The following is a 25,717-nucleotide window of genomic DNA, read 5'->3' as shown; positions in this document are numbered from 1 at the left end:
ACCCCGGAGGAGTTCCGGAGACAGTCCCTTGCGGCGTAGTTCTTATTTAAGCCGTCCAAGTTTTGGGGTGCAGTTCATATTAAACTGCTCGGGGGCCTTTTTAGTTTAAAGCGACCTGATGGGCGGTCTTTATACCGGCAGACAAAAAAGGGGGCACCGACCAACGTCGATACCCCTTACAAGCCACTATGTCAGCGCGCACGGTGCCGAGCGCACGACCCGCACGCCTACTTGCGAGAATTGCTCAGCTTAGTGATCAGCGCCTCAAGACGCTCGCCGTCCTCGGCCGTCTGGGCAATAACCAAAATCGTATCGTTGCCGGCAAGCGAGCCAAGCACATCGGGCAGCTCTGCCGCATCAACGGCGGCGGCGATGCCGGAAGCCGTGCCAGGCTGAGCCTTAATCATAACCAGATTATCGGTGCGCAGAACGCCCGTTACGAGCTCGGAAACCATACGCTGCAGGTGCAGGTCCTCTGCCAGAACATAGATGCCCTCAGGGAGCTTACGCAGCCCCATATCGGCAATATCGCGAGAGACAGTCGCCTGCGTGCAATCAAAGCCCATAGCGCGGAGCTCATCGACCAGCACGCGCTGCGTGCGGACGTCCTTATTGCGCACAATATCTCTAATGGCATCCTGGCGCCCATTGCGTTTTTTAGCCATACAAACCCTCTCTCCAAAAGATAGCGGAGACAATCAATTAGTGATTGAATAGTTTAACGCTATTTGAAGGCTTTTGTGTATAAGAACGCATTTCGAAACAATTCTATGCAAATTTGTTTCGAAATGAGCCGTTTAGGCGGTTTTTGTGCCCGTCCGGTTAAGAAAAGCTGCCAGATGCGTACACATCACGCAGCGCGCGGGCTTGGCGCTGGCGATCGGCCCAAACAACAGACCGAGTCCCCGATGGTTATCCTTGAGCGCGGCGACCATCTGACGAGTTCGAGGCGCCTCGAGCATATCACGCATGCGGGCGGAACGCTCGATTGACGACACTCCATGCGGGCTCAGACACAAATTCTCGATGCAGGCGACCAGTCCGGCAAAGTAGAACTTTTGGCTTGCCAGCTTGAGCCGACCACCGCTATCTGCTTCCGAGAGTGAGTCCGCAAGCTCGTCGAGCGCTCGAGTGTCATCGGATATCCTGGCATACATGGTGGGATCAAAGGCATCTGTAAGCTTAGGTGCCACCGCGTGGAAACAAGCGTCGCCGCAGCCGGACACGAATCGTGCCTGCGAGAGCGCATAAGCCATAAACTCAACCGTACGGTACGCCTTGCCGCGCGACAGGCATGCCTCAAACAGCGAGCGGCTGTACATCACGCCAGAGGTCTGAACGACAAGGCCGCCTAAAATCAACTGGGGCAGCCCGGTCACCATCGAGGATTTGCTATCAATGGAAATATGAGCAGCATCCAAGACGCGCGAATGGCGCTCTCGATGTGCATCATAGCGGTCGAGCGACACCGTGGGGAGCACTATGTCTGCCGTAGTATCGCACGCGATATCGACCATCTTGGAAAGGGACTGCGGAGCAAACCACTCATCGGCGTTCATAGCGATGATTTGAGAGCCACGCGAGGCAGCAAAACCGGCACGAAGGCAAGCACCGCGCTTCGCGTCCTCGACGTCAATCAAATCAATATGGATGTCCCTGTCGGCAGCAACCTGAAGCGAATGGCGCACACCGGGCGCAGCATCGCGGCAGACAACGACAATCTGCAAATCGTAGAGGTCTTGGTTCTGGATACTCTCGAGCGCACGCATCGCATAGCTGGGCGAACCTTCTACCACAAGGATCACCGAAAGTCGCGGATGCGAGCCACGTCGAACCAAGTTATCCGTCCTCTCGACAGCAATGAATCAAACCGTGGTTCATGGTACACCCCATAAATAAAAGCAATGAGACACCGGTTGCACTGCACGCCAAGAACAGATGTTGCACACGCGCAGCCCACAGATGACAGATGCCGACGAACGGCGCGTCAAGCCCTCCCCTAGTCGAGCACGACAAGCTCGGCGGGATCGTAATCCACGCCCATAAACGTAAGGCCGCAGGCAGGAGCCGTGGGGCCCGCAGCGGTACGATCGCAAGCATCGATGACCTCGCGCATCCACTCGGGTTTACGGCAATGCATGCCAATCTCGACAAGCGTGCCAACGATCGTACGGACCATCGAATGCAGAAACGCATTGCCCTCGATGGTAAACGTCAGGATGTCCTCGCCAAACGCAACCTCATGGCCAAACTCGGCCCGCATCACGCAGCGGTGCGTGGGCTTGCCCACGGCAGACGCCACCTTGCAAAAGCTCTTGAAGTCCTGCTCGCCCAGCAGCGCGGGACAGGCCGCAGACATCGCCTCAACATCCAATGGGTAGCGATGCCACCACACCGCACCGCGCGAAAGCACAGGGCGCGCGTCGCGATCGGCAATACGGTACGTATACGTACGGGAACGCGCGTCAAAGCGTGCAGAAAAGCCCTTACGGGCCCTGTAGACCTCGTTTATGGCGATATCTTTAGGCAGCAGGGCATCCATAGCCCGCAGCCACCTACGGCGCGTAAGGGCGAGCTCAGCGTCCGTTACGGGCACGCTGATGTACTGAGCCACGGCATGCACGCCGGCATCGGTACGACCTGCGCACGTCAGATCGATCGGACGGCGAAGCAGCGTCTCGATGGCTCGACGCAGCTCACCCGCAACCGTCGTCTGTCCCGGCTGCTCGGCAAATCCGCTATACGACGAGCCATCATAGGCCACGCGAAATACGAGCGTGGCGTCAAGCTCGGGGGTCAAATTGAAATCAGACGGCGCAGTCATGGGCGCTCCCAACAAACAAGTAACGGTATCGCGACAAAAAAAGAGGGGTACGCGAACGTACCCCTCGAATATAGCCTATGCAGACGGATTGTCTACTCAGCGGTCTCCTCGGCAGCGGCCTCCTCGGCAGCCTCGACCTTCTTGGGAGCAGCGGCCTTCTTGGGGGCCGGAGCAGCCTTCTTGGCCTTAGGCGTGCAAGGCTCGGTGACGAGCTCCATGATAACGATAGGAGCGTTGTCGCCCTTACGGTTACCGAGCTTCATGATGCGGGTGTAACCGCCGTTGCGGTCCTGCCACATGCCCTGGGCAGCCTTGTCGAAGATCTCGGCAACGAGCTGCTTATCGCCGAGCTTGGCGATGGCCAGACGACGAGAGTGCAGGTCGCCCTTCTTGGCCCAGGTGATGATCGGATCGACGACCGAACGCAGCGCCTTAGCGCGGGTCTCGGTGGTCTTGATGCGGTCGTTCTCGAAGAGGGCCTTGGCCAGGCTCTTCTTCATGGCCTTGGTGTGGCTCGCATCGGTGCCGAGCTTCAGGCCCTTCTTAACGTTGTGACGCATGGTCTAGTTTCTCCTCAAATATGCGAAGCATTAAGCCTTCAGGCTCAGGCCCATGGACTCAAGCTTGTCCTTCACTTCCTCGATCGACTTAACACCGAAGTTACGGATGTTGAGCAGATCGTTCTCCGAGAACTCAACGAGCTGACGGACCGAGTGAATGCTGGCGCGCTTAAGGCAGTTGTAGGAACGGACAGAAAGGTCCAGATCCTCGATCTGCTTGTCCAGCTCGGCGTTGTCGTTGGTGACCTCGGGAGCGAAGATCGAAGCCTCCTCCTCGACCTCGGGGGTCTCGGCAAGGTTCATAAAGGCGGCCATATGCTGGTTGATGATATTGGCAGCCTGGACCACGGCGTCGCGCGGGGCGATGGAGCCGTTGGTCTCGATCTCGAGGACAAGGCGGTCGTAGTCGGTGTGCTGACCGACACGGCAAGCCTCAACGAGCTTGGCGCAACGGGAAACCGGCGAGTACAGCGAGTCGACGTGGATCACACCGATGGGATCGTTGTCGCGCTTGTTGGCCTCGCCAGAAACATAGCCGCGGCCATAGCCGATGCGCATGCTCATGGTGAGATGGCCACCCTCGGTGAGCGTAGCGATGTGCTGCTCGGGGTTGACCAGCTCAAACTCGGACGGAATAAAGAAGTCCGCACCGGTGACCTCGCAGGGGCCGTCAACCGAGATGGTGGCGGTCGCCTCGTCGGTCGTGCCGAGAGCCCTGAAGACAAGACCCTTGACATTCAGGACGATGTCGGTGACATCCTCGACCATGTTAGGGATGGTCATGAACTCGTGCTGCGCACCATCGATCTGAATAGCCTCGACGGCGGCACCCTCGAGCGAGGACAGAAGAACGCGACGAAGGGAGTTACCCAGCGTATCGCCGTAGCCACGCTCGAGCGGCTCGACGGAGACACGAGCAGACGTCTCGTTGATCTCTTCGACCTGAACCTGAGGCCTAATGAATTCTGACATGTATTACCTCCAGCCTCAGCAGCCCGGATGGACTACTTAGAGTAGAGCTCGACGATGAGCTGCTCGTTGATATCACCGCTGATCTGCTCACGCGTCGGCAGAGCGAGCACGTTACCAGACAGCTTCTCGATATCGACCTCGAGCCAGCCAGGGACCTCAAAGCGCTCGGAGGAAATCAGGGCCTCCTTGATGGGGAGGAGGTCACGGAACTTCTCGCCGACAGCGACGACGTCGCCGGCCTTGACGCGGTAGGACGGGATGTCCACGCGCTTGCCGTTCACGGTGAAGTGACCGTGACGGACGGACTGACGAGCCTCTTTGCGGGTGCGGGCGAAGCCAAGACGGAAGACGACGTTGTCGAGGCGAGACTCAAGGATGATCATGAGGTTCTCACCGGTGACGCCGTTCATCTTGCGGGCCTTGTTGAAGTAGCCGTGGAACTGCTTCTCCAGAACGCCATAGATGAACTTGACCTTCTGCTTCTCGCGCAGCTGCATGCCGTACTCAGATTCCTTGCGACGGCGCTTGGGCTGACGGATAGATTCCTTCTTGCTGCTGTAACCGAGCTCAGCGGGATCGATCCCGAGCTGACGGCAGCGCTTAAGAACAGGAGTCCTGTCGATTGCCATATTGATACGATCCTTTCAGTTACACGCGGCGACGCTTCTTGGGGCGGCAGCCGTTGTGCGGAATGGGGGTCTTGTCCTGGATGCTCGAGACCTCGAGGCCAGCAGCCTGGAGGGAGCGGATGGCGGTCTCACGACCGGAGCCGGGGCCCTTGACGAAGACGGAAACCTTCTTCATACCGTGCTCCATGGCCTGCTTGGCAGCAGCCTCGGCAGCCATCTGGGCAGCGAACGGCGTGGACTTACGGGAGCCCTTGAAGCCCACCTGGCCAGCCGACTTCCAGGAAATGACGTTGCCCTGGGGATCGGTGATCGAAACGATCGTGTTGTTGAACGTAGAACGAATGTGAGCCTGGCCCACGGAAATGTTCTTACGGTCCGCGCGCTTCAGACGGGCAGCGCGAACGTTCTTCTTAGCAGTAGCCATCTATCTAGCGCTCCTTATTTCTTCTTCTTAGCACCGATCTGACGCTTCGGGCCCTTGCGGGTACGAGCGTTAGTGTGGGTGCGCTGGCCGCGGACCGGGAGGCCCTTGCGGTGACGAAGGCCGCGGTTGCAGCCGATGTCCATAAGGCGCTTGACGTTCTGGTTGCGCTCACGGCGGAGGTCGCCCTCAACCATGATCTGGTTCTTATCGATATAATCGCGGATGGCGTTAACCTCATCCTCGGTGAGGTCCTTAACGCGCGTATCCACGTTAACGTTGCACTCGACGCAAATCTTCGTCGCAGTGGTGCGGCCGATGCCGTAAATGTAGGTCAGACCGATCTCAACGCGCTTCTCACGCGGGAGGTCGACACCATTAATACGGGCCAACGTAGTCTCCTCTCTTAACCCTGACGCTGCTTATGACGGGGGTTCTCGCAAATGACGAGGACCTTGCCATGGCGCCTAATGATTTTGCACTTATCGCACATCTTCTTGACCGAAGGACGTACCTTCATCGTTCTTCCTTTCGGTAGCGCTCAAACTACTTCCCTACTATCTACTCGCCCAGCCGCAGGCGTTTAAAACTATGGCTGGTCTTCACACACAATCCGACCGTAGGTTGAGCTAAGCCTGCAGTCGGAAATGGAGTGCGTGTATGCGTGCCGCTATTTGTAGCGATAGGTGATGCGGCCGCGGGTCAGGTCGTACGGGGAAAGCTCCACGACAACCCTGTCACCGGGGAGAATACGGATGTAATTCATTCGGATCTTGCCAGAAATGTTGCACAGAACCGAATGACCGTTCTCGAGCTCGACCTTAAACATGGCATTGGGCAGCGGTTCCTTTACCGTACCCTCGAGCTCAATTGCGTCTTCCTTCTTCACAAGCAATCATCTTTCTCTAGAAAAGGACAGCGATTGAGTATTCTACAACACGTATCCACGCATCGTAATAACTTCGTAATGGCTCCACAACTAAGTGGAACTTGTTACATTTCTCCGCCTTGGAGCGAACACCAAGCACCTTGGGCATCCGTGGTCAGAATCACCGGACCGTCATTGGTAATGGCGACGGTGTTCTCGTAGTGCGCGGCGGGCAGGTGGTCGTTGGTCGTAACAATCCAACCGTCGGAGCCCGTGCTCACATGGTTGGAACCCATCGTAACCATCGGCTCGATGGCAATGACCATGCCGGCCTGGAGGCGAACGCCCCTCCCCTTCTTTCCATAGTTAGGAACGTTGGGGTCCTCGTGCATCACGCGGCCAATGCCATGGCCCACATAATCACGAAGCACGCCGTAACCGTGAGACTCGGCGAGGGACTGAACGGCATAACCGACGTCCCCGATATGGTTACCGGGAACAGCCTGCTCGATGGCAGCCTTAAGGCAATCACGCGTGACCTCGCACAAAGCCTTGGCTTCGGGCGTGGGGGTGCCGACGAAAAACGTCCAAGCGTTATCGCCGACCCAACCGTCGACAACAGCTCCCGTATCGATGGAGATGATATCGCCATCGCGCAGGATCATGTCGGGGTTGGGAATACCATGCACCACGGCATCGTTAATCGATGCACAGATGGTACCGGGGAACCCGCCGTAACCTTTAAAGGCCGGGGTGCCACCATGCATGCGGATAATCTGTTCCGCAAGCTGATCAAGCTCAAAGGTCGAAACACCAGGGCGAACCATGGCTCCAACGTGGCGGAGCGCCATCTTAGATAGCGCTCCTGCCTTCTTCATCTGCTCGATTTGCGTCGCAGACTTAATCTTGATCATAGACCGAGAGCCTCTTTGACATCCCCGTACACGGTCTCGCGAGCCTGGTCACCGTTGACCGACTTGAGCAGACCCTGGCCACGATAGTAGTCGACGAGCGGGCTCGTGGACTTCTCGTAGACGTCGAGACGGTTCTTAATGGTCTCGGGCTTGTCGTCGTCGCGCTGATACATCTCGCCGCCACACTTGGGGCAGGTAGCATCGGCAGCGGTGCCGGTGTAACCGCAGGCACGGCAGGTGCGACGCGAAGACAGACGATCGATAATGACCTCGGGGGCCACATCGACCAGAAGGGCACAGTCGATCTCGCGACCCATGGCGGAGAGCTCGGAATCGAGCGTCACGGCCTGGGCGGTGTTGCGCGGGAAGCCGTCGAGGATGAAGCCCTGCTGGGCGTCATCGGCGGCAAGGCGCTCCTTGACAAGGTCGATCACGAGCTGATCGGGAACAAGCTCGCCAGCGTCCATGTACTTCTTAGCCTGAATACCAAGCTCGGTGCCACCCTTGACGGCAGCACGCAGCAGGTCGCCCGTGGAAATGTGAGCGACGCCAAACTCGGCGACGAGCTCCTGTGCGACGGTGCCCTTACCGGCACCCGGAGCTCCGAGCAATACGAGGTTCATGAGCAATCCTCCTCTAGCCTATTTAAAGAATCCATCGTAATCATACATCTTGATCTGGCCTTCGAGCTTATCGACCGTGTCGAGCACGACGCCGACCATGATGAGGATGGACGTGCCGCCAAAAGCCTGGATCAGATGGTTACCCGTGAAGGAGAAGATGATCGAAGGCACGATGGCGATGAGCGCCAAAAAGACAGCGCTGGGAAGCGTGATCTTGTTGAGCGCGTTCTTGATGTAGGCCGCGGTAGCCCTACCCGGACGGACGCCCGGAATAAAGCCGCCCTGCTTCTTAAGGTTGTCGGCCGTGTCATCGGGGTTGAACACCATGGAGGTGTAGAAGTACGCGAAGAACACGATGAGGACAACGTTAAGCACCCAGTTGAGCCAACCGGTCGAAAGCGCAGAGGCAACTGCCTGAATCCAGCCGATGCCGGGGAAGAACACGGCAATCTGAGCCGGGAAGTACAGCAGCGCCGAAGCGAAGATGATCGGCACGACACCCGCGGTGTTGACCTTGATGGGCAGGTAGGTGGTCTGGCCACCCATCATGCGACGGCCCACGACGCGCTTAGCGTAGGAGACCGGGATGCGGCGCTGGCCGCGCTCAAGGAAAACAATCAGCGGGATAACCAGCAGGATGATGGCGCAGATGATCACCATGGTGATGATGCCACCGGCATTGCCCTCAGTGCTGGAGAAGATAGCCTGCGGCAGACCGGCCATGATATTCGCGAAGATGATCAGCGACATGCCATTGCCGATACCGCGCTGGGTGATGAGCTCACCAATCCACATGATCAGCATGGCGCCCGCGGTGAGCGTACCGACGATCATGAGGTCGAAGATGATCTCGGGAGCGCCGGCGCCATTAAAGCTGATGCCGAAGCTCTTAAAGAGGAAGAGGTAACCCACGGAGTTGAGGATTGCCAGAGCCAGGGTGAGGTAACGCGAATACTGCGTAATCTTGGTCTGACCGACCTCGCCCTCGCGGGCAAGCTCATGCAGGGAAGGCACGACGGCCTGGAGCATCTGGAGGATGATCGAGCTGGTGATGTAAGGCATGATGCCCAGCGAAAACACCGACACATAGCTCAAAGCGCCGCCAGAGAAAAGATTCAGGAGGGCCATAGCACCTGCGGCGACCGAATTGTTATCGGTCGAGAAAAGACCCAGCATCCCCTGGAAGGGAATGCCGGGCACAGGAACGTGCGCACCAATGCGGTACACGACGAGCATAGCTATGGTAAAAAGAATCTTTTCGCGCAATTCTTTGATGCGGAAAGCATTCTTAAGACCATTTAGCACGGCAGCTCGACCTTTCCGCCGGCGGCCTCGATCTTGGCCTGCGCAGAAGCGCTGACCTTGTCGACCTTGACCGTGAACTTCTTGGTGAGCTCACCATTGCCGAGCACCTTGACGGGCTCGAACTCGCTCTTGGTGATGCGAGCGGCCTTAAGAGCGGCACCGTCGATCACAGCGCCGTCCTCGAACTTACGCTCGAGACGCTCAACGTTAACAGCGGTGTACTCGATACGACGGGGGTTACGGAAGCCCGGAAGCTTGGGCAGGCGCATAGCCAGCGGAGTCTGGCCACCCTCGAAGCCGGCACCCTTGGTGCCGCCAGAGCGGGAACCCTGGCCCTTCTGACCGCGGCCAGAAGTGGTGCCGTGACCCGAAGAATTGCCACGGCCGACGCGCTTGCGGTTCTTGGTGGAACCGGGCGCGGGAGTAAGATCGTGAAGCTGCATTTGCTACTCCTCTACAATCTCGACAAGGTGCTTGACCTTGAAGATCATGCCGCGGACGGACTCGTTGTCAGCAATCTCGCGAACCTCGCGGATCCTGTGGAGACCGAGGGCACGGACAGTACGGACCTGGTCCTGCTTGCAACCGTTGGTGCTGCGGACCTGCTTGATCTTGATGGTGTCAGCCATGCTTAGTTCTCCTTACCGACGAACATCTCGGAGACCGTCAGGCCACGGCGAGCCGCGACGTCCTCAGGGCTGGAGAGCTCCTTGAGGCCCTCGACGGCAGCCTTGATGATGTTGAGGCCGTTGTCGGTACCGAGAGACTTGGACAGGACGTTCTTGATGCCAGCAAGCTCAAAGAGGGGACGCACAGCGCCGCCGGCGATAACGCCGGTACCCTCGACAGCGGGCTTGATGATGATGCGGCCGGCACCAAAGTGACCGAGAACCTCGTGCGGAATGGTGCCCTGATCGGTCACCGGCACGTGGAACATGTTCTTCTTTGCATCGAGAGACGCCTTGGAGATGGCCATGGGCACCTCAGCGGACTTGCCCATGCCAACGCCGACGTTGCCCTTGCCGTCGCCAACGACGACGAGAGCGACGAGGCTCATGCGACGACCACCCTTGACGGTCTTCGACACGCGGTTGATGTAAACGACGCGCTCCTCGAACTCGGAGGCCTCGCGCTGCTGCTTCTGATTACGAGCCATGTGCTACATACCTCCTAGAACTCGAGACCGGCGGCACGAGCACCGTCGGCGAGGGCCTTAACGCGGCCATGGTAGATACGGCCACCGCGATCGAAGGCGACCTTGGTGATGCCGGCCTCGATGGCGCGCTTGCCAACGAGCTGACCGACCTTCTCCGCAGCCTCCTTGTTCGAGGTGTGGGTGCCCTTGAACTCGGCCTCGAGGGTCGAGGCGGAGACGAGCGTCAGGCTGGAGCCCTTGCTGTCGTCGATGATCTGGGCATAGATGTTGGCGTTAGTACGGGTCACGCGAAGACGCGGACGCTCGGCGGTACCCGAGACCTTGCCGCGAACACGACGCTGACGACGCTTGAGGCCTTCCAGCTTCGCCTTATGCTTGTTCATACGTAAACTCCTAAAAAGGTTGATCTTGCCAGCACCTAACGGGGTGCTGGTCTTATGCGAGTGAGTCGGTTACGACTACTTGGCGGCCTTACCCAGCTTGCGGCGGATGTGCTCGCCAACATAGTGGATACCCTTGCCCTTGTAAGGCTCGGGAGGACGATGGCCGCGGATCTCAGCGGCGATCTGACCGACCTGCTGCTTGTTGATACCCTTGACGTTCACGTGGGTGTTGTCGGGAACCTCGAAGGTGATGCCCTCGGGAGCCTCGACGATCACGGGGTGCGAGAAGCCCAGGGAGAACTCGAGGTTCTTGCCCTTCTGCTGCACGCGGTAACCGACGCCGGCGAGCTCGAGCTTCTTCTCGAAGCCCTCGGAAACGCCAACAACCATGTTGTGGATGAGGGCGCGGGTGAGGCCGTGGCGGGCACGGGTCTCACGCTCGTCGTCGGGACGGGAAACGGTGAGGACGTTGTCCTCGACGTTGATGGTGAGCTTCTCAAAAACATCGAGCTCGAGCTGGCCCTTGGGGCCCTTGACGACAACGTTGTTGCCGTTGACTGCCACTTCGACTCCGGCGGGAATCTGGACAGGCTTATTACCGATACGAGACACGGTGATCTCCTTTCCTTCTACCTACCGAGCGAATTACCAGACGTAAGCGATGATCTCGCCGCCGACGTTGTGCTTGCGAGCATCGCGGTCGGTCATGACGCCATGGCTGGTGGAAATAATGGCGGTACCAAGGCCACCGCGGACGCGGGGCATGTCGGCAACGCCGGTGTACTTACGCAGGCCCGGCTTGGAAATGCGGCGGATGCCGTTGATGACCTTAGCCTTCTTGGGACCATACTTAAGCGTGATGTGCAGAGTCTTCTGGGGAACGGTGTCCTCGACATCGTAGCCCTCGATGTAGCCCTCCTCGTGCAGAACACGAGCGATCTCGACGAGCTTCTTGCTGCTCGGCATGGAGACCGTGGCCTTGTTCACAGAGTTAGCGTTACGGATGCGCGTAAGCATATCTGCGATCGGGTCTGTAAGGTTCATACAGATTCTCCTTCGTTCTTGATGAACACGTGCTCTTGGTTCTTCGCCGCCCTTAACGGCAAAGCCTATTTAGCGCGTTTTCCCTGTTCCAAACTGATGCTTGAAACGCTGGTAGTGACTTACCAGCTGGCCTTCTTAACGCCGGGAAGCTCGCCCTTGAGTGCAAGCTCGCGGAAGCAGACACGGCACAGGCCGAACTTGCGGTACACAGAGTGCGGACGGCCGCAGCGCTGGCAGCGCGTGTACTCACGAGTAGAGAACTTCTGCTTGCGATTGCACTTGACGATCATCGATGTCTTAGCCACTTATATCCTCCTCACATAGAGTATTGTTCGCCCCAAGCGCCGCCCCCTTGTGGGAACGGCGCTTATAGGGCAGGTGAACCTATTTCTTGAACGGGAAACCGAAGGCGTCCAGAAGGGCCTTGGCCTCCTCATCGGTGTTGGCGGTGGTCACGAAAGTGATGTCCATACCACGCTGGTGATCGACGGAGTCGAAGTCGATCTCGGGGAAGATGAGCTGCTCGGTGACGCCCATGGAGAAGTTACCACGGCCGTCGAAGCTCTTGGCGGAGATGCCGCGGAAGTCGCGGATACGGGGGATTGCGACGGAGGTCAGACGATCGAAGAACTCCCACATACGGTCGCCACGCAGGGTAACCTTGCAGCCGATCGGCATACCAGCGCGCAGGCGGAAGGTAGCGATAGACTTGCGGGCACGGGTGATCATCGGCTGCTGGCCGGTGATGGCGCGCAGGTCGCGCACGGCACCGTCGATGGCCTTGGAATCGGTAGCGGCCTCGCCGACACCCATGTTCACGACGATCTTCTCAAACTTGGGGATCATCATGACGTTCTCGTACTGGAACTTGTCCTGAAGCTGCTGCTTGACCTCGTTGTTGTACTTGGTCTTCAGACGCGGCACATACTTCTCTTCTGCCATTGTTCACTCCTTCTTGGGGTTTTAAGCACGGGGCGTGGCCACGATGGGTTGTCCTCGTGCCTCCTGGCTGCATCCGCGCCGCTCATGGCATTTCGCGGTTTGGACTCGACGCAGCAGGAGCCGACAAAACAATCGGTACTATACGCGCATTGGGTGTGTATTTCCAGAAAAACCTCGTCTGCCTGCACAACTCCACAACTCCCCCGCACAAATGGGTCCCAAAAAGCAGTTGCGGTGAAATAGGGACTGTTTGGCAACCTAACAGGCTTAAACAATCCGTATTTCACCGCAACTTATTGATGAGGATGCGACTAGCGCTTGCGGGGGACGAGTTTGGTGCGGCGCAGGTGGATCATCTCGGCGGCGATGGAGATGGCAATCTCCTCGGGGTCCTCGGCCTGAATGGCAACGCCGATCGGCAGGTGCAGCTCGTCGATCTGCTCCTGCGTAAAGCCCTCCTGCTCCAGGCGGGCGCGCACAAAGGCCGTCTTGCGACGCGATCCCAGGCAGCCTAGGTAGGCAGGCTTGGCGCGCATGGCCTGAATCACCACGTCGATATCGGACTTGTGACCCGCCGTGGCGACGACCACCAAGTCGCGCGGACCGATGGGACACAGCTCGCTCAGGCTCTTGTAGTCGACCAGACGACGGTCGTAGACACCGGGCACCCAATCGGGGGTCAGCGTGCCGGGGCGGTCGTCGCACGCCACGACGGCAAAGCCCGCCGCCGTAAGCACCCGCGCCGTCGCGGCGCCCACGTGGCCGCAGCCAAAGATATAGGTCAGGCCCTCGGGGCAGAGCGTCTCGATGTGCGCCGCGGGAATCTCAGAGGCCGCGTTGGTGTAGGTGACCTTACTCCCCTCCTCCACCAGCGAAAGCCCGGGGCAGCCCGCAATGGTGCGGCGCGATTCCTCGCCATGGTACTCGGCCACATCGCCCTCGAGCGCGCTCGCGATAAACGGTTCAAAGTCGATGACGAAGTCGCCGATACGTCGATACGTCAAGACGTCGGCAATTTCCTGGAACAACGGTGCCTGGATCGCATCCAGATGCAGATAGCACAGGCAGATGGCTCCGCCGCAGATCATACCGGTATCGGAGTTCTCGCCGCCCATGGTGTAGCGGACCAGACGCGATTGCCCCGCGGCCAGCAGCTCTCGCGCCTCGTCCAGCGCAAAAAGCTCGATCTTGCCGCCGCCGATGGTGCCCGCCTGGCTACCGTCGGCAAAGACGGCCATCCAGGCGCCCACGCCGCGCGGCGACGACCCCGCCGTGCCGGCCACGACCACGAGCTCGCACGTCTCGCCAGCACGCAGGGCGACAAGCGCCGCATTCACAGCATCGAGCTTTTCCATTGCCGCCTTCTATCCTCTAAAGATATCGGTAAGCATAGCGAGTGCCTCGAGCACGCCGCCGCCGACCGACGTCGCCTTGTCCGAAATGTAGTTGATATAGCTGGCATCGCCGCGCGGATCGACATCGGCGCATTTAAAGCCCTCAGTCACCTGCACGCCGTTCGCCAAAAGCCCGCGCAGACAGCCATCGATCTGCGTGCACATGGGCGAATCGCCCGCGTAGCCAATCACGTCTCCGGCGCTCACGATGTCGCCGATCGCGCGGTCGGACCGAAACACGCCGGCGGCGGGGCTGTGGATAACGCGCTCTCTGCCATAGCCAGCGATAATGCCCGGCACGCCCGTGTTGGGTTGGGGCGAACCCTGGGTAATGACACGGCCCAGGAAATGCCCGCGCATGGTCTCGACCACGGCGTCGCAATCGACCGGCGCGGTAAAGCCCGGCCCCACGGCGATGACGGTAGGCGCCATGTCGCGCGTGGTGCCCAGGTTGCGCTTGGCCAGAATCGCGTCGACCACAGCCGCGGGTTTAAGCTCATCGAGCATCTTGGCCTGAGGGTCCACCACGACGGCAACATCCCCCGCTTGGGTAATCTCGAGCGCCTCTGCCGGCGTCTGCGCCAAGCGAGCGCGAATGCCCTCGACCTGGACCTCGCCCAGGCGAATAGCCTCGCAAAAACTGATTGTGCGGCGGATGCACGTGGGAACCGCGATATCGGCCATAACGACCGACACGCCGGCGCGCACCAAGCGAGCGGCGACACCCGTGGCGATATCGCCGGCGCCGCGAACATAAACGAGCATTCCCGGGGCACCTCCCTATGCTACGGTTTGAGCAGAGCAAAAGCGGTTCGACCGCTACTCTGATGATTATTTATTATCACAGTATTATACGGCGGTGAACAGATGGAAACGGTTAGCGGCAATCTTGCCTCGGCGCTCAGGATCGAGCCGGGCATTACCGCGATTATCGGCAGCGGCGGCAAGTCGACGTTGCTCAAAACGCTGGGTCTTGAGCTCATGCGCGCTGGCGGCCGCGTGCTCCTCTGCACCACCACGCATATGCTTCCCGTTGCCGGCGTGCCATGGGACGGGTCGAATCGTCGCCTGGACGCCGCGCCTTGGAAGCCAGGTGCCCCACACGCCCCAGGCTGCACCTGCGAGGCCTGCGCGGGGCTTGCACGCGGAGGCATCTGCCAGGCAGGCATCTTGGACCCGGAGACAGGCAAGCTCTCCGCCCCCGCCGAGCCACTCGGCGAGCTGGCACAGCGCTTTGACTATGTGTTGGCCGAGGCAGACGGTAGCAAGCGACTCCCGCTCAAGGCGCATGCCGCCTGGGAGCCGGTAATTCCCGTCGCCACGGCAAACGTTGTCTGGGTCGTCGGCGCCTCGGGACTGGGCAAACCCGTCGCCGAGGTTGTCCACCGCCCCGAGCTCTTTTGCGAGCGTTGCGGCTGCGAGCTCACCGACACTGCCACCCCAGAGCGCGTCGCCCAGGTGCTCAATGCCGAGCTGCGGATGCTGAACCTCAACAATGCCCGCATCATGCTCAACCAAGTCGACACGCTCAGCGACCCCACGATGGCCGACCGCTTCGAGGCAGCTCTCGACCACCCCGTCGTCGCCAGCAGCCTCAAGTAGCCGGCCCCATCTCCTCAGTTGCGGTGAAATACGGACTGTTTGGCCGCCAAACGGCCGCAAACAGTCCGTATTTCACCGCAACTGCGGAGGGGAATCCGGTGATCTTCCTGTTAGCGGGGGACGTAGCGGCCGGGTTGGGCTCCGGTGGGCTCGCCATCGCGCGCCACCAGCACGCCGTTCACAAACACAGCCTTGGCGCGGCCATGTGCCTCAAAACCCTCGAGCGGCGTGTAGTCCACAGCCTGATGCTGCGTCGCGGCACTGATCGTCCAGCGCGCCTTGGGATCCCACACGCACACGTCGGCATCGGCACCCTCGGCAAGACAGCCCTTGCGCGGGTACATGCCAAACACGCGCGCCGGGTTCTCGCTCATCAAGCGGCAGAGGTCCTCGGGCCCCAGCTGTCCCTCAAAGCTCGTGGCAATCGCGACGGGACGATGCTCCACGCCGGGCCCGCCGTTGGGAATCGCGCGGAAATCGTCGCGCCCGCGGTCCTTTTGCCCGTGCAGGTTAAAGCTGCAATGATCGGTCGCAATCGTATCGATCTCGCCGGCCACAAGCGCCTCGCGCAGTGCCGCACGGTCACCGGCATGGCGCAGCGGCGGGCTCATCACGTACTTGGCGCCCGCAAAGCCGTCCTCGCCCTGCTCCAGATAGCAGGTGTCGTCAAGCATCAGATATTGGGGGCAGGTCTCGACATAGATATTCTTCTGCCCGCGCGCTTTGGCAGCACGAATGGCCCCGAGCCCCAACTTGGTCGAAAGGTGCACCACGTTGACTGGGGCGTCGCCGGCCAGGTGCGCCAGATACAGCAGGCGGCTCACGGCTTCGGCCTCACACACGTCCGGGCGGCTGAGCGCATGCCCCTCGGGCCCATGAATCCCCTGCTCGTACACGCGCTTCTGCAGCTCATTCACCAGCGTACCGTTCTCGCAATGCACGCACAGTATGCCGCCAATACGCTTGAGCTCCTCGAGCACCTCGAGCGTCTCGGCATCGTCCAGGCGCAAATGATCGTAGGCAAAGTAGGTCTTAAACGACGATACGCCCGCCTCGCGCATAGCCGAAAGATCGGCGCGGTTGCGTTCATTCCACTCGGCGAGTGCCATATGAAAGGCGTAGTTGGCCGTGCAGGTTCCGTCGGCACGGCGATGCCACTCGGCCAAGGCATCGGGCATGGTCACGCCGCGATCAGCCGTCGCGTAGTCCACGATGGTCGTCGTACCGCCGCAGGCAGCCGCACGCGTGCCGGTTTCAAAGCTATCGGCTGTCCAATCCATGCCAGTCCAGCACTGCATGTGCGTGTGGCCGTCGATAAAGCCGGGAAACACCCAGCAGCCCGCGGCGTCCTCGACGGTATCGCCCTCGGCCGGCTCAATCGCCGCGGCAATCCGCACAATCTTGTCGCCCTCCATGGCAAGATCGGCGCGGCGAAGCCCCTGGGGCGTCACGAGCGCGCCGTTTTTGATGATGATCATGTTGCTCCTTATTGATTAATACAGTTGGCCACGCGATCAAAATACGAGCAGGCCGCGATATGCTCCGTTATGCGTCGCTGTCCCTCTGCGGTATCGACATCCCACAGCTCGTAGGCACGCGCCTCGACCAGCACCACGTCGGTACGGTCCTTGAGAATCGAGCCCCCGCCGTCCTTGCCCTCAAGACGCATGAGTGCATCGAATAGTTCCGCCGGAAAGAGCACCGGGCTCGAAGGCTCACCGTTGCACGCCAAGCGCACCGGATGTTTGCGGCCACGCTCGTCAAACGCGCGAACCATGGCCTCAAAAGAGTCCGTGCTCACAAGCGGCTGGTCGCCCGGCAAAAAGAGGCAACCTTTCCAGTTGCGTTCGACTCCCCACGAAAGGCCCGCACGGACGCTTTCGCTGCGCAGCTCGCCATCGTGCAGAACGCACGGGCAATGCTTGTCCTCGCAAATCTGAGCGACCTCGGGCCAACGCGTCGAAACCACGACGTCAAAGCCCCGGGGAACCGAATCGATGGCCCGGGCAATCAGCGGCTCGCCATAGATATCGGCAAGCATCTTGTTAGAGCCAAACCGCTTGCCCTCGCCCGAAGCCATAATGACGCATCCAAGTCTCATGGTGATACCTCCCCCGAAACCATCGTACCCATAACTCGCGCCGCGGGCATCCACATCGAAAGCGCTTATCCCGCACGCCCGCGATGCAAAAAAGGGCACCCCGCCGGTTGGCAGAGCGCCCCCTTTACATGGCTTACCTCAACCCGGCTTTAGGCCTGGAGCCAACGGGCGGTGTTGCGCTCGTCGAGGGCCTTGAGGGTAGCGGCGGGATCGGCAACCTTCTGCAGGAACATCATGGCAGCGATGGCGTACGGCTTGTAGCTGGCCTCCTTGTACATGCCCACGCGGTGCATGTCGAAGACGTCGGCGTTAACCTCGCCGTGCTCACAGGAAACACCGGAGATGTCGGCGGGCAGCGGGTGCATAAAGATGGTGTCTTGGCCGTTGGCAGTCTTCTCCATGAGCTCGGTCGTGGAGCACCAGTCCTGATGGGTGGCGTTCTGGGCGAGCAGCTCCTTCTCGAGCGCTGCGATGCCGGCGTCGTCGCCCTCGACGTACAGGTTGGTGCGCTTCTCCATGGCGGCAAACGGAGCCCAGCTCTTGGGGATCACGATGTCGGCGCCCTCGAAGGCCTCGGCCATGGTGTTGACCTGCTTAAAGGTGGTGCCGGACTCGGCGGCGTAGCCCTTGGCGCGCTCGACGACCTCGGGCATGAGGTCATAGCCCTCGGGGTGAGCCAGGGTGACGTCCATGCCAAAGCGGGGCAGCAGGCTGATCAGCGACTGCGGGCAGGACAGCGGCTTGCCGTAAGAGGGCGAATAGGCCCAGGTGACGGCAACCTTCTTGCCCTTGAGGTTCTCGAGGCCGCCAAACTCGTTGATGAGGTAGAGCATGTCGGCAGAGGACTGCGTGGGGTGGTCGGAATCGGACTGCAGGGAGATGAGCGTGGGACGGTGATCCAGAACGCCGTCCTCGTAGGCCTGCTGCACGGACTCAGAGACCTCGGCCATGTAGGCGTCGCCCTTGCCGATGTACATGTCATCGCGGATGCCGATGACGTCGGCCATGAAGGAGATCATGGTAGCGGTCTCGCGGACGGTCTCGCCGTGAGCGATCTGGGACTTCTTCTCGTCCAGGTCCTGCAGCTCAAGGCCGAGCAGGTTGGCGGCCTTAGAGAAGGAGAAGCGCGTACGGGTGGAGTTGTCGCGGAACAGGGAGACGGCCAGACCCGAGTCGAAGATCTTGGACGAGACGTTGTTCTCGCGCAGCTCGCGCAGGGCGTCGGCGACGATGTAGAGAGCCTTGAGCTCATCGGTAGTCTTGTCCCAGGTGTGCAGGAAGTCGCTGCCGTACATACCCTTAAAATCGAGGCCGTTCAGCTGCTCGACGAGCTCGGTAAACTTAGCGTCCATGGAAATGTCCTTTCTAAAGATGAAACGATCGCAATGAGTAGATGTGCTCCGGCATGCGCGTGTGGCTAGAACATGCAGAGCACCATGACGAGGACCCGCCACCGTTGAGGAAGCATGGGAGATAACGACCGCGGGCCCCAAGTCAACAGGGGGTGCCGGGGACACGAGCAGCCCCCGGCTCAACAAAATCGAGGAATGGGACTAATCAATCTTGTTGTTGGTCAGACCGGCGCGGAACACGGTGGCGTCGCCATCGGCCTTGCTCGGATCGTAGAGGTTCAGGGCAGCCACGTACATGGCAGCAGCGGTGACCAGGTCGTCCTTGTAGGTGACCTCGTTGGGAGCGTGAGCCTGAGACTCGGCACCCGGGCCAAAGCCCACGCAGGGGATGCCGTAGCGGCCCTGGATGGAGACGCAGTTCGTGGAGAAGGTCCACTTGTCGCACAGCGGACGACCGGTGCGCTTGTCCATGCTGGGCTCGCAGCCGATGCGCTCGTCACCAAACATAGCCTTGTGGGCGTCGACGAGGGCCTTGACGTGCGGAGCGGTCTCCTTGTTGATCCACGTGGGGAAGTAAGCCTCGGTCTCGTAGACCTCGCCGGTCCAGGACGGACGGTCGTACATGTACATGGAGACCTTCACGTCGTCGCCGTACTTCTTGGCAGCCGGCAGGTTGCGGATCTCGTCCAGGCAGGACTCCCAGGTCTCACCGGCGGTCATGCGACGGTCGATGGAGATGGCGCAGGAGTCGGCCACGGCGCAACGGCTGGGGCTGGTGTAGAAGATCTGGCTGACGGTGCAGGTGCCGCGGCCCAGGAAGCGGGCGTCCTCGAAGTGCTCGGGGTTGTATTTGGGGTCGAGCATCTTGACGAGACCCTTGATGTCGGTCGACTCGTCGCAGCCGTTGTTGTTGAGGGCGCGGACGTCGGCGATGATGTCGGCCATCTTGTAGATGGCGTTGTCGCCGCGGTCGGGAGCAGAGCCGTGGCAGGAGGTGCCGTGAACGTCGACGCGGATCTCCATGCGGCCGCGGTGACCGCGATAGATGCCGCCGTCGGTGGGCTCGGTGGAAATGACGAACTCGGGCTTAATGCCGTCCTTGTTGTAGATGTACTGCCAGCACATGCCGTCGCAGTCCTCTTCCTGGACGGTGCCGACGACCATGATCTTGTAGCCCTCGGGGATGAGGCCCATGTCCTTCATCATCTTGGCAGCGTAGGTAGCAGAAGCCATGCCGCCCTCCTGGTCGGAGCCGCCGCGGCCGTAGATGATCTCGTCGGTCTCGTAGCCCTCATAGGGATCGGCGTCCCAGTTCTCGATGTTGCCGATGCCGACGGTGTCGATATGGGAGTCGATGGCGATGATCTTGTCGCCCTCGCCCATAAAGCCCATGACGTTGCCCAGGCCGTCGACCTTGACCTCGTCATAGCCAAGGCTCTCCATCTCGGCCTTGATGCAAGCGACAACCTCACCCTCCTCGCAGGACTCAGAGGGATGGGAGATCATAGCGCGCAGAAAGCGAGTCATATCAGCACGATGGGACTCAGCAGCAGCCTTGATTGCGTCGAAATCGAGTTCTTTAGCCATTGTTCATAACCTTTCAAACGAAGGAATCTACCTGTGAGGTGGCGGAGCGATACCTATTTACTCCGCCCCAACGATTAGCAAGTGGGATATTCGCCTTCCCAAACAATGCGGCGATACTGGTCGGGATCCGTATCGCCCTCGGTGGAGAAGCAGAGCACAGAGCTCGTCTTGTCCAGGCCGATGAGTTCCTTGAGCTCGGCGTACTCGGGATCGAGCATGAGGGTCTCGACCAGGCCGGTGGTCACAGCGCCGGACTCGCCGGAGATGACGCGCGGGTCGCCCTTCTCGGGAGCGCCCAGGGTGCGCATGCCGCGAGCGGTGACCCAGTCGGGGCAGGACATGAAGGCGGTGGCGTGGTTGCGCAGGATATCCCAGCCCAGAATGTTGGGCTCGCCGCAGCACAGGCCGGCCATGATGGAGGGCATGTCGCCGTCCACGATGCGCGGGTCGCCGTCGCCGGCGGCAGCGCCCTTGTACAGGCAGGCGGCCGGAGCGCACTCGACCACGACAAAGGTGGGCGGGTTATCGGGATACAGGTTGGTGAAGTAGCCCACCACGGCGCCGGCCAGCGAGCCTACACCGGCCTGGACAAAGACGTGCGTCGGGCGATTGATGGCCATCTCGCGCAGCTGCTCGGCAGCCTCGGAAGCCATGGTGCCGTAGCCCTCCATGATCCAGGACGGGATCTTCTCGTAGCCCTCCCAGGCGGTGTCCTGAACGATGACGCCGCGCTCGCAGGCGTCGGCCTCGGCGGCGGCCATGCGCACGCACTCGTCGTAGTTGACCTCTTCGATGGTCACCGTGGCGCCCTCGGCGGCGATGTTATCGAAGCGGGGCTTGGTGGAACCCTTGGGCATGTGCACGACGGCCTTCTGGCCCAGCTTGTTGGCAGCCCATGCCACGCCGCGGCCATGGTTGCCGTCGGTGGCGGTAAAGAAGGTAGCCTGGCCAAAGTCCTTGGCAAGCTGATCGGAGGTCAGGTAATCGAAGGTGCAGTCGGCAACGTCCTTGCCGGTCTCGTCGGCAATGTAGTTGGCCATGGCAAACGAGCCGCCCAGGACCTTAAAGGCGTTGAGGCCAAAGCGATAGCTCTCGTCCTTAACGCACAGGTTGGAAAGGCCCAGGCGTGCAGCCTGACCATCCAGGCGGGCAAGCGGAGTGACGGTGTACTGGGGGAACGACTGGTGGAAGGCACGGGCCTTCTTCACGTGGTCGAGGCTCATGATTCCCAAGTGCTTGTCATCGCTCTTGGGCATCGTGTTGCCCGCCCACTGGATCTTATCGGCCATACGGTGAACTCCTTAAGTCCTCTCTTGCCGGCCCCCGCATACGCGTTTCAGCCCATTCCCATTCATGCGACTGAACTTTTATGTGGATGCCAAACAAAAAGTTTGTTAGCACTGTTCTATCACACTTTTTGATTGGCATACCTAACGAATTGTTTGTTGCCGTAATCGGTACTTTTTCGCCGCCGAACGGTCATGAATTGCCTTGTTGATGGATTTGTTTGCGGTCAAGTGTGGTTTATGGCAAAGTGTGCCCAAACTAATTTTTAGGAAGGCACCCATGACCCCCGCACAGATTGAGTTTTACAAGCGCCTCGCACACGGTCTGGCGCTCCAATTTGGCCCCAACTGCGAAGTCGTCGTCCACGATCTGGAGACCGAGGACGTGGACCACTCCATCGTAGTGATCGAAAACGGCCACGTCAGCGGGCGCAAACTGGGTGACGGCCCCAGCCATATTGTGTTTGAGTCCATGCACGAGGGCACCACCGACGTGCACGACCGCGAGCCATACCTCACCAAAACCACCGATGGCAAGCTGCTCAAGTCCTCGACCATCTTTATCCGCAACGACGAGGGCAAGCCCGTCGGCATTTTGGGCATCAACTTTGACATTACGCTTATGAAGGCTTTTGAGCGTTCGCTCGACGCCTTTACCGGCACCGGCGGCACGGGCTATACCGAGCCCGAGCCCATTACCAAGAACATCGGCGATCTGCTCGAGGACCTGCTGCACGAGTGCGAGCAGTTTGTGGGCAAGCCCGCGGCACTCATGACCAAAGACGAGCGCATTCGTGCCATTGGCTACCTCGACCGTCGCGGTGCCTTCCTCATTTCCAAGTCGAGCGAGCGCGCCTGCGAGTTCTTTGGCATCTCCAAGTACAGCTTCTATAGCTACCTCAATGAGGCCAAGGCGGCGGCCGGCGACAAGTAGGCACTCGCCTGGATTGCCCCTCCCCTTTTGGGCGCGAGTTCTGGAAAGCACGAATCCAAGACCGAGCCGCTTGGGAAGTTCCATATAATCGATGTCATTAGTATTTCGAAAGGATGGGACAGAATGGCGTTGAGCAAGGCATCATGCACCGGTCGCGGATTGATTCCGGCAATTGGTGGACATGTGCACCGCATGTTCGATGAGGGTGAAGACGACCTGTTTTCGCTGAGCCTTGACGATGTGATGGATGATCGCCCGTGGACCGCCGACGAACTCATGGGCGGCGGGGCTCGCCCGTCAAACCCCAATCCCGCACTTGTGCCTAAGTCCGCACCTGCGCCGACTCCTGCGCAGTCGCCTGTTTCGACGCCCGTGCCTACGCCCGCACCCACTTCGGCGCCCACACCCGCTCCCCGCCCCGCAAGCGACCCGTCCGAGACGGCGGCATTTCTCGCTGCAGCGACGAAGGGCAAATCGGCCGACAGCACCGTTATATACAGCGCCCAGCAGTTGCCTGTTCCTGCGGCACGCAAGCCTCCGGTTGCAAGGCTCGATGAGCCCGTCGCCCATCAGGTTGCCTACGATTCCTGGACTGCAGCCGATCTGGATGAGACCTCCACCGGCATGCCGGCGCTCGACGTTCCAGTTAACCCGCTTTTTGCCGCCAACACGAGCGCCGCGGACTATGAGGGCGGTGCGGCATATTCCGATTATTCCGATGACTATGCTGGCACCAGTCGCATCGAGACCGAGGATTATGGCACCGCATCGAGCGATTATCTCAACGATCCGTACACTGCCACGCCTGCACCGGAATATGACCCGGAGGCCGCGTCCGCACCGGCGTATACCAAAAGCACGGGCGAAGAGCGCTTCGCCGATTATTACGCCGAGGAAAAGGCGTTGCGTTTCTCGGAATTTCCGCAGGCAGTCAAGGTTGCCTTTATCGCCATTGTCATTGCCCTGTTCGGCGTCATTGCGTTTGAGGGATTCCAGCTGTTCCGTGGCCCCACCCAAGCGGAGTCGGAGACCCAGCAAAAAGAGGACGATAACCAGTACCTGGACATCAACACCCTCAAGGGCGACCCCAACGACGGGGACGACGAGTAGCGAGGGCTGAAGGCGGCCGCAGGATCCCGCATCCAGCACCGGCTTCTAAGTGCTGTTTTGTCATCCAGCTACACTTTTCCGAAGTTTTAAGGTGCCTATTTCGACTCTTTTCCGTACTTTTACACGGCTGATTTCGACACTTTTCCGGATGGAAGCCGAATAATCACTTGGGAAACCAACGCCATCCGCGCGTCATTTCGCGGATGGCGCTTGATTTCTGTCCGTACACGTTGATAGACCCCATCGTGCCCGCAAGGAGCGGGCGCGTTTTATCCAGAGTCGGGGTAGAGAGTTGGCTCCACGATCCCGACGCCAACCGGCCAAGAGGCACGGTGGCCCTGCCAATATCGATGAAAGGAGTCCGTATGGACAATTTCTCCGTGCGCAGTGAGCGCAACTTCCACAACCTGGCAGCCAAGCCAAAACGAATGCATCTTCTGGACAAGCCGAACGGCTATGCCTCGGCCATGGTCAAGAGCAGTCTCCCCCACCAGATGCGCTTTACCGTGCAGGCGCTCGAGAAAGAGCTCTACACCGCCGGCGACCCGCACGTACTGCAGATCAAGCTGCTTGGAGACGACTCGCGCGAGCTGTCTAGCTGGAAGCTGTTTGCCGACGGCACGTGCGTCGCAAGCGGTTCGGGTGACTTTGCCCGCGAGTGCTTCTGCGAGGGAGCTGAGGTGTTTCTGGACCTGTGTCGCGACGCCGTCGAGACTGCCGAGCTGTGCCAGTGGAGCGAGAGGGAGTACGAGCTGTTGGGTGCCGCGCGCGGGATTGCGGGGGGTGTAGGAACAGAAGCCTCATGACGGTGGCCTCAGCTGGAATGACGTATCGCTCGATAAATGATCTCAACAACGTAGCCGATGCGCCGCATTTCACCTCAAAGGCATTGAGCGATCAGGAGGCGTCCAGCATTTCTTTGATATCCCCAATTGATTGTTCCGAGAAAGTCTCTTCATGTCCTTATAATCGCCCTTACGAGAAACGTGGACGAGACAGGCGTCCATATGCCGTCTCTAAACTAACGAGCCGTTCGCGGAAAGAACATCTGGCTAGCATGGGCCAAAGATATACTGGTATCGCTGCAACAATTATGGAAGATCGGCACCACCAATGACCTCCTTGAAATTCTCCAGGCGCTTCGCGCTTAGCCTGCTCGCCTCGCTGTCCGCCACCGTAGCGCTTGCTTTGCCCTCAACCGCCCTAGCCGCGTCGGACCCGAACCCGCCCAGCATCTCCAACGTGACGATATCCGCGACGACAGTCACGGCCGGCTCCACGCTGCATGTCGGCTATAGCGTCGATGACCCTGACGGGGTACGGTCCGTCACGCCCATAGTCGAAGTCCTTGTCGAAAACGATACCGGAGACCATGGAATCAGTTCCCGTCTCGCCTTCTCGTCGACCGGCAACACGACCGCGGGCTTCGATATCTCCACCTCCCCGAGCGACCGGCCCTGCAGGTACCGGATCATCGGCCTCGGCGTGACCGATAGTCTTGGATGGGTTACCGATGTCTACGACACGACGTATGCCGAGGAGAAGGGGCTCGACTGTCCGACCTTCACCACCGACCCCCTCGAGTATGAGGTGACCGAGGGACCCGAGGACCAAAACCCGCCGACCGTGTCCTTGGATTGGCTACACTGATGTGGACAGTTCCGGGAGGGGCGCGAGAGACGGGAGGGCCGTATATGAGGGACCCCAGGC

Annotated in this window: 33 protein-coding genes and 1 riboswitch; of the genes, 5 read left to right on the top strand and 28 right to left on the bottom strand. The window is 60.0% G+C overall.

Annotated elements, in window-relative coordinates; genetic code table 11:
- Positions 1-227: 227 nt before the first annotated feature.
- The 23 genes from PMX21_RS07995 to yqeB all read right to left on the bottom strand — a co-directional run bounded on the left by PMX21_RS07995 (position 228) and on the right by yqeB (position 14,800).
- Positions 228-665, bottom strand: coding sequence for an arginine repressor (locus PMX21_RS07995; RefSeq protein WP_271759064.1), 438 nt, complete (start codon positions 663-665; stop codon positions 228-230).
- Positions 666-797: 132 nt separating this feature from the next.
- Positions 798-1,796 (bottom strand): glycosyltransferase family 2 protein, encoded by a 999-nt coding sequence (locus PMX21_RS07990; protein ID WP_271759063.1) that lies wholly within the window; start codon positions 1,794-1,796, stop codon positions 798-800.
- A 203-nt stretch (positions 1,797-1,999) separates the two neighbouring features.
- Positions 2,000-2,824, bottom strand: coding sequence for a tRNA pseudouridine(38-40) synthase TruA (gene truA / locus PMX21_RS07985; protein ID WP_271759062.1), 825 nt, complete (start codon positions 2,822-2,824; stop codon positions 2,000-2,002).
- 92 nt (positions 2,825-2,916) lie between these two features.
- Complete coding sequence (rplQ, locus tag PMX21_RS07980; RefSeq protein ID WP_271759060.1) at positions 2,917-3,384, bottom strand: 50S ribosomal protein L17; 468 nt, start codon at positions 3,382-3,384, stop codon at positions 2,917-2,919.
- Between the two features lie 30 nt (positions 3,385-3,414).
- A complete protein-coding gene (locus PMX21_RS07975; RefSeq protein ID WP_006235276.1) occupies positions 3,415-4,356 on the bottom strand; it encodes a DNA-directed RNA polymerase subunit alpha in 942 nt (313 codons plus the stop codon).
- A gap of 32 nt (positions 4,357-4,388) precedes the next feature.
- Positions 4,389-4,985, bottom strand: a complete 597-nt coding sequence (gene rpsD / locus PMX21_RS07970) for a 30S ribosomal protein S4 (protein WP_006235275.1) — start codon at positions 4,983-4,985, stop codon at positions 4,389-4,391.
- 19 nt (positions 4,986-5,004) lie between these two features.
- Positions 5,005-5,409, bottom strand: coding sequence for a 30S ribosomal protein S11 (gene rpsK, locus PMX21_RS07965; RefSeq protein ID WP_006235274.1), 405 nt, complete (start codon positions 5,407-5,409; stop codon positions 5,005-5,007).
- A 14-nt stretch (positions 5,410-5,423) separates the two neighbouring features.
- Positions 5,424-5,798, bottom strand: coding sequence for a 30S ribosomal protein S13 (gene rpsM, locus PMX21_RS07960; RefSeq protein WP_022094275.1), 375 nt, complete (start codon positions 5,796-5,798; stop codon positions 5,424-5,426).
- 14 nt (positions 5,799-5,812) lie between these two features.
- Positions 5,813-5,926, bottom strand: coding sequence for a 50S ribosomal protein L36 (rpmJ, locus tag PMX21_RS07955; protein ID WP_006363204.1), 114 nt, complete (start codon positions 5,924-5,926; stop codon positions 5,813-5,815).
- A gap of 150 nt (positions 5,927-6,076) precedes the next feature.
- Complete coding sequence (gene infA / locus PMX21_RS07950; protein WP_035137443.1) at positions 6,077-6,295, bottom strand: translation initiation factor IF-1; 219 nt, start codon at positions 6,293-6,295, stop codon at positions 6,077-6,079.
- A 104-nt stretch (positions 6,296-6,399) separates the two neighbouring features.
- Positions 6,400-7,188, bottom strand: coding sequence for a type I methionyl aminopeptidase (gene map / locus PMX21_RS07945; RefSeq protein ID WP_006235270.1), 789 nt, complete (start codon positions 7,186-7,188; stop codon positions 6,400-6,402).
- Complete coding sequence (locus PMX21_RS07940; protein WP_006235269.1) at positions 7,185-7,811, bottom strand: adenylate kinase; 627 nt, start codon at positions 7,809-7,811, stop codon at positions 7,185-7,187. The genes map and PMX21_RS07940 overlap by 4 nt, the downstream gene beginning before the upstream one ends.
- 18 nt (positions 7,812-7,829) lie before the next feature.
- Positions 7,830-9,116 carry a preprotein translocase subunit SecY gene (gene secY, locus PMX21_RS07935; RefSeq protein ID WP_035137447.1) on the bottom strand — a complete coding sequence of 429 codons (1,287 nt, stop codon included), beginning with the start codon at positions 9,114-9,116 and terminating at the stop codon, positions 7,830-7,832.
- Complete coding sequence (gene rplO / locus PMX21_RS07930) at positions 9,110-9,559, bottom strand: 50S ribosomal protein L15 (protein ID WP_006235267.1); 450 nt, start codon at positions 9,557-9,559, stop codon at positions 9,110-9,112. Before rplO ends, secY begins: the two co-directional genes overlap by 7 nt.
- Before the next feature lie 3 nt (positions 9,560-9,562).
- Positions 9,563-9,745: a 50S ribosomal protein L30 gene (gene rpmD / locus PMX21_RS07925; protein WP_006235266.1), complete on the bottom strand. Its 183-nt coding sequence runs from the start codon at positions 9,743-9,745 to the stop codon at positions 9,563-9,565.
- A 2-nt stretch (positions 9,746-9,747) separates the two neighbouring features.
- Positions 9,748-10,272 (bottom strand): 30S ribosomal protein S5, encoded by a 525-nt coding sequence (gene rpsE / locus PMX21_RS07920; protein ID WP_022094279.1) that lies wholly within the window; start codon positions 10,270-10,272, stop codon positions 9,748-9,750.
- Positions 10,273-10,286: 14 nt separating this feature from the next.
- The gene (rplR, locus tag PMX21_RS07915) at positions 10,287-10,655 is read right to left on the bottom strand and encodes a 50S ribosomal protein L18 (RefSeq protein WP_055252235.1); all 369 of its coding nucleotides are present in this window, start codon (positions 10,653-10,655) and stop codon (positions 10,287-10,289) included.
- A gap of 75 nt (positions 10,656-10,730) precedes the next feature.
- Positions 10,731-11,267 (bottom strand): 50S ribosomal protein L6, encoded by a 537-nt coding sequence (gene rplF / locus PMX21_RS07910; protein ID WP_118079428.1) that lies wholly within the window; start codon positions 11,265-11,267, stop codon positions 10,731-10,733.
- Between the two features lie 33 nt (positions 11,268-11,300).
- On the bottom strand, positions 11,301-11,699 hold the full coding sequence (gene rpsH / locus PMX21_RS07905; protein ID WP_006235262.1) for a 30S ribosomal protein S8: 399 nt from the start codon (positions 11,697-11,699) through the stop codon (positions 11,301-11,303).
- 119 nt (positions 11,700-11,818) lie between these two features.
- Entirely contained in the window at positions 11,819-12,004 is a 186-nt protein-coding gene (locus tag PMX21_RS07900; protein WP_022094280.1) for a type Z 30S ribosomal protein S14, read from the bottom strand.
- A 79-nt stretch (positions 12,005-12,083) separates the two neighbouring features.
- Positions 12,084-12,641, bottom strand: coding sequence for a 50S ribosomal protein L5 (rplE, locus tag PMX21_RS07895; RefSeq protein WP_006235260.1), 558 nt, complete (start codon positions 12,639-12,641; stop codon positions 12,084-12,086).
- A gap of 311 nt (positions 12,642-12,952) precedes the next feature.
- Entirely contained in the window at positions 12,953-13,996 is a 1,044-nt protein-coding gene (locus tag PMX21_RS07890; protein WP_271759057.1) for an XdhC family protein, read from the bottom strand.
- A 9-nt stretch (positions 13,997-14,005) separates the two neighbouring features.
- Positions 14,006-14,800, bottom strand: coding sequence for a selenium-dependent molybdenum cofactor biosynthesis protein YqeB (gene yqeB / locus PMX21_RS07885; protein WP_196025270.1), 795 nt, complete (start codon positions 14,798-14,800; stop codon positions 14,006-14,008).
- 102 nt (positions 14,801-14,902) lie between these two features.
- Between yqeB and yqeC the strand changes: the two genes are divergently transcribed.
- Positions 14,903-15,637: a selenium cofactor biosynthesis protein YqeC gene (gene yqeC / locus PMX21_RS07880; RefSeq protein ID WP_271759055.1), complete on the top strand. Its 735-nt coding sequence runs from the start codon at positions 14,903-14,905 to the stop codon at positions 15,635-15,637.
- 110 nt (positions 15,638-15,747) lie between these two features.
- Here yqeC and hydA read toward each other — a convergent pair whose 3' ends face one another.
- The 5 genes from hydA to dpaL form a co-directional block, all read right to left on the bottom strand.
- Positions 15,748-17,115, bottom strand: a complete 1,368-nt coding sequence (gene hydA / locus PMX21_RS07875; protein WP_271759053.1) for a dihydropyrimidinase — start codon at positions 17,113-17,115, stop codon at positions 15,748-15,750.
- Positions 17,116-17,123: 8 nt separating this feature from the next.
- A complete protein-coding gene (locus tag PMX21_RS07870) occupies positions 17,124-17,738 on the bottom strand; it encodes a nucleotidyltransferase family protein (protein ID WP_195232232.1) in 615 nt (204 codons plus the stop codon).
- Between the two features lie 149 nt (positions 17,739-17,887).
- A complete protein-coding gene (gene ygeW, locus PMX21_RS07865; protein WP_271759051.1) occupies positions 17,888-19,090 on the bottom strand; it encodes a knotted carbamoyltransferase YgeW in 1,203 nt (400 codons plus the stop codon).
- Positions 19,091-19,291: 201 nt separating this feature from the next.
- Positions 19,292-20,677, bottom strand: a complete 1,386-nt coding sequence (locus PMX21_RS07860) for a YgeY family selenium metabolism-linked hydrolase (RefSeq protein WP_196033353.1) — start codon at positions 20,675-20,677, stop codon at positions 19,292-19,294.
- 74 nt (positions 20,678-20,751) lie between these two features.
- Positions 20,752-21,966: a diaminopropionate ammonia-lyase gene (gene dpaL / locus PMX21_RS07855; protein WP_271759049.1), complete on the bottom strand. Its 1,215-nt coding sequence runs from the start codon at positions 21,964-21,966 to the stop codon at positions 20,752-20,754.
- 277 nt (positions 21,967-22,243) lie between these two features.
- Here dpaL and PMX21_RS07850 point away from each other — a divergent pair, with 277 nt between their 5' ends.
- From PMX21_RS07850 to PMX21_RS07835, 4 genes are all read left to right on the top strand, one after another.
- Positions 22,244-22,897 (top strand): helix-turn-helix transcriptional regulator, encoded by a 654-nt coding sequence (locus PMX21_RS07850; protein ID WP_022094290.1) that lies wholly within the window; start codon positions 22,244-22,246, stop codon positions 22,895-22,897.
- 123 nt (positions 22,898-23,020) lie between these two features.
- Positions 23,021-24,007, top strand: coding sequence for a hypothetical protein (locus PMX21_RS07845; RefSeq protein WP_271759047.1), 987 nt, complete (start codon positions 23,021-23,023; stop codon positions 24,005-24,007).
- A gap of 266 nt (positions 24,008-24,273) precedes the next feature.
- Positions 24,274-24,364: riboswitch (SAM riboswitch) on the top strand.
- Between the two features lie 8 nt (positions 24,365-24,372).
- Positions 24,373-24,813, top strand: a complete 441-nt coding sequence (locus PMX21_RS07840) for a nucleoside-specific channel-forming Tsx family protein (protein ID WP_271759045.1) — start codon at positions 24,373-24,375, stop codon at positions 24,811-24,813.
- A gap of 307 nt (positions 24,814-25,120) precedes the next feature.
- The gene (locus tag PMX21_RS07835; RefSeq protein ID WP_271759043.1) at positions 25,121-25,657 is read left to right on the top strand and encodes a hypothetical protein; all 537 of its coding nucleotides are present in this window, start codon (positions 25,121-25,123) and stop codon (positions 25,655-25,657) included.
- Positions 25,658-25,717: the final 60 nt, after the last annotated feature.

Source organism: Collinsella aerofaciens (assembly GCF_028209885.1).
In the GTDB taxonomy this organism is placed as follows: domain Bacteria; phylum Actinomycetota; class Coriobacteriia; order Coriobacteriales; family Coriobacteriaceae; genus Collinsella; species Collinsella aerofaciens_BA.
Note: the sequence above shows the minus strand (reverse complement) of the source record. Positions and strands in the feature narration are given on the sequence as shown.